This window comes from Empedobacter sedimenti, assembly GCF_030005555.1.
Taxonomy (GTDB): Bacteria; Bacteroidota; Bacteroidia; order Flavobacteriales; family Weeksellaceae; genus Empedobacter; species Empedobacter sedimenti.
On sequence record NZ_JASCQG010000033.1, the window covers coordinates 1 to 3,800 of the forward strand.

Annotated in this window: 2 protein-coding genes; both read right to left on the reverse strand. The window is 32.7% G+C overall.

The features are described from left to right. Window positions 1–55: 55 nt before the first annotated feature. Window positions 56–1,138, reverse strand: a complete 1,083-nt coding sequence (locus tag QHG34_RS15700; RefSeq protein WP_282631165.1) for a RagB/SusD family nutrient uptake outer membrane protein — start codon at window positions 1,136–1,138, stop codon at window positions 56–58. Between the two features lie 2 nt (window positions 1,139–1,140). Continuing rightward, a complete protein-coding gene (locus tag QHG34_RS15705; protein ID WP_320416889.1) occupies window positions 1,141–3,729 on the reverse strand; it encodes a SusC/RagA family TonB-linked outer membrane protein in 2,589 nt (862 codons plus the stop codon). Window positions 3,730–3,800 lie beyond the last annotated feature (71 nt).

Sequence of the window (3,800 nt, forward strand, 5' to 3'; positions counted from 1 at the left end):
AAAAAATAATAAATTTATAAACCAAACACTCTCTTAATTTTTAGCAAGAGGTGTCTCATTTATTTTGACAACATACAGCTTCTGCTCTGTTAAGAATAACCTCCTCGCTACGTAAAATAATTGAATATTCATTTTGTCCATTTACAGTAGAATATTGTTTGTATTTAGAAGCATAGTAATACTTTTTACCACTAGAGTCATTAATAGATCCAATCCAATTTTTCAAACGCAAATCATTAGTTGTAAAAGAATTCACAAATTCTGGTTGCAAAGAAATATTATAAGGAGGAGCAGAACGCAAGTAATGTATGTTAGCTTCGTAAGTAGTAGCTGTTGCAGATGTAGGGGATAGTTGCCAAATAGTAGATGAATTATCTTTTAGGTAAGCTTTGCTTATATCTTGTTGCAATTCGAAAGATGTATTTTGAGCAAGATCATCTGTTATTTTTATAACATCATCCCATCTTTTTTGAATCAAATATAAACGAGATAAGATTAGTTGAGCCGCTTCTTTAGAAGGTATAAAACGTGCGCCTATGGCAGTATTTGTAGCTAATAAACTTTTAGCTGTTAATACATCAGCTTCAATTTTATTATAAATATCAACTATTTTATCTTTTGATACATGTTGAGAAATGGTATAATCACTTGTTGTTACATACGGTATTTCTCCAAAAGTTTGTACCAAATATAAGTGTAGTAACCCTCTCATAAAAAGAGCTTCGCCCTTCAACTGATTTGCTAAATTCACCTCAATCAAAGTCGATCTTTCAATTCCTTCTATTATACGATTTGTTTGATAAATTTGATTATATGTTTTTTGCCACAAAGCTGTTACAGCACTAGATTCTGGTCGAATATTTAATTTATAAAATTGATCTAATACACTATTAGCCATTTGATAGGAAATCAATTCATCTGTATAACAACCAAAATATACACCTCCGCCAGAAGACCCACCAGATAGAAATCCATCTGTTTTTAATGAATTATAAAGACCAGCAAGAGCAGAGCGAACTAATTTACCATCTTTAAAAACCGTTTCTTGTGTAATTTGGTCTTGAGGTAAATCTAGCTCAATAAATTTTTCGCAACTCGAAAAAGGAATTATAAGTAATAAAATTATTATTTTTTTCATGATTAATATATTAAGTTAAACCCGATAGACCATGTACGTAGAGCAGGTGTATAGCCTGATAAATTAAACTCAGGATCAAGACCTTTATAATTGGTCCACGTCCACAAATTTTGACCTTGAAAAAACAAAGTCCCTTGCAAATGTTTAAAGGTTGTTTTCGGAAGATTATAGCTTATTTGTATATTTTTTAGACGGATATAATATGAATCCATAACACTTGCATCACTTAGTCTATAATTAGATGCAGCAGTATTTAGTTGACCATTTGCTCCACTTGTAGGTTTCTGATAACGAGCATCTGTATTCGTAGGTGTCCAATAATCTAAAAATTCTGTACTATAATTTCCCATTAAACCTAGTGTGTTGGTACTTGCAATACTATTCTCACGTGTTTGTGAAGAAAGTTGTGTTAGTATATCCAATTGAAAATTTTTAATTCGAAAAGTATTTACAAAACCACCATGCCATTTTATTCCTAATTCTTTTACAATAGTACGATCGTTCATATCTAATTTTCCATCACCGTTCACATCTTCAAACTGATATACGCCAGTAGCTGGATCTACACCTAAATAATGATACATTTTTTTTAAGGTAATAGATTTTCCAACTTCTAATGTAGAAGCATAAGTTGATGCTTTCAAATCAGGAAATGATAACAATTTATTTTGAGGAACACTAAAATTAAAAGAGCTTTCCCACTGAAAGTTTGCTTTTTGAATAGGTTTTGCAGCTATCGTTATTTCTATTCCAGTATTTTGAATAACAGCATTCAAATTAGCTTGTACAGATGTAAAACCTGTTGTCCCAGGCAGTGGAATACCTACCAATTGACTTCCTGATCGATTACGATAATAAGCAGCGGTAAACTGCAAACGATCTCGTAAAAAACCTAACTCAATAGCTGCTTCGAATTTTCTAGTAATTTCCCAACCATATTTCGAATTATACAATCTACTAGGTGTTAAACCTTGCACACCATTATAGGTAATACCTGTATTAGAATAAGTGTCATAAAACTGATAATTCCCTATATTATCACTACCAGCTGTACCATAGCTTCCTCTCAATTTACCAAAGCCCAACCAAGATTGGTCTATAAGAAAACTCTCATTAGAAAAAAGCCAAGCCGCACCAATAGCACCAAAATTAGCAAATCGATTAGAAGGTCCAAATCTGCTCGATCCATCACGCCGTCCAGTTAAATTCAAATAATACCGATTAGTGTATTGATAATTCAATCGACCATAAATAGCAGTATACCGATAAATAGAAGAAGCATCTCTATTTATTTTTACGTTAGCTGCTGCTCCCATATTTTCTATTAACTCGTCGGTAGAAAAATTAGATCCGTATAACATCAAATAATCTGAAGATGTATGTTGAAAGGTCGTACCTATTAATGCCTCTATTCGATGTTCATTCCACTTTGTTTGGTAGTTTATTTGCGGTTCTATTAGCCAATTTGTTTGTTGTACAGTAGAGGTGGATAGGGCTGAACGTTCACTACCTATGTCTAATGTCGGATTATACATTGTTTTAGGGTATATCATTCGCTCGTTAACTATATCTGTAGTGTAACCACTATTTACATGTACATTTAATCCTTTTATAATTTGATAATTAAAGCTAAATTGACTTAATAGTTGATTTTGATTTGATTTATAAGTTTGTTCTGCTGCTGCTATAGGATTAGCAAACGTATTATTTTCCCAATTTAATTGTCCATTTTTATCATACAGGTCAGGTGCATTGGGGGCAAGAGACTGGTAGATTCGCATAAAATCGGTAGGAGGTAAAAAATTATTTTGAAGAGTATAGAATCCAGTAAAATTTATTTTCAGTCGTTTATTAGCACTTTGATGAGAAAGATTAAGACTCATTTTAGTCTTTTTGTATCTATAATCTCCAGGAAAAATAGTTGTTTCTTCATTGTGTCCTCCACTTAGCATAAATTGAGTCAGCTCATTACCTCCCGATAACCTTAGCTCGTTTGAGGTACGAAAAGACTTTCCTCCAACAAAATATTTTTGCCAATTGGTGGATTTATTAGGATCCCATGTTCCATTTATATCATAAGCATTTGTAGGATAACTAGAAATTCCATCATTTACGAATGCCTGTTTTCTCATTTCCATATATTCGGTAGTAGACATCATTTTTGGTAAGTCAGCTATTTCGCCTATCGTGTACGAGTTTGAAAACTGAATGGTCGTTTTAGTATTTTTCCCTTTCTTAGTAGTGATTAATACTACACCATTTGCACCACGTGAGCCATAAATAGCAGTAGCATCAGCATCTTTCAGTACTTCTATACTTTCTACATCAGACGGGTTCAAAAAGTTTAACGGATTACTATCTTGATAGGGTAGAATAGCAGAGGATAAATTAGAACGATATTCTTTTTGATTGTTGATGATAACACCATCTATTACATACAGAGGAGAATTAGCTTCATATGTATTATTTAGTGCAAAACTTCTCAAACTATTACGTCCGCGTATTTGTATATCGTAACCACCACCAGCAACCCCAGAATTTTGTACTATACTTACTCCAGCCATCCGACCTTGTATAGCAGAAAGTGTAATCTTCCCTAAAAACCGGACCGTTTAAAAATATAGTTTATTAACTTAGGGATAATTATGAAACAGAGCAATTT

Coding starts and splice junctions, on each gene's coding strand:
- QHG34_RS15700 (WP_282631165.1), bottom strand. CDS start 1,138: ATGAAAAAAATAATAATTTTATTACTTATAATTCCTTTTTCGAGTTGC.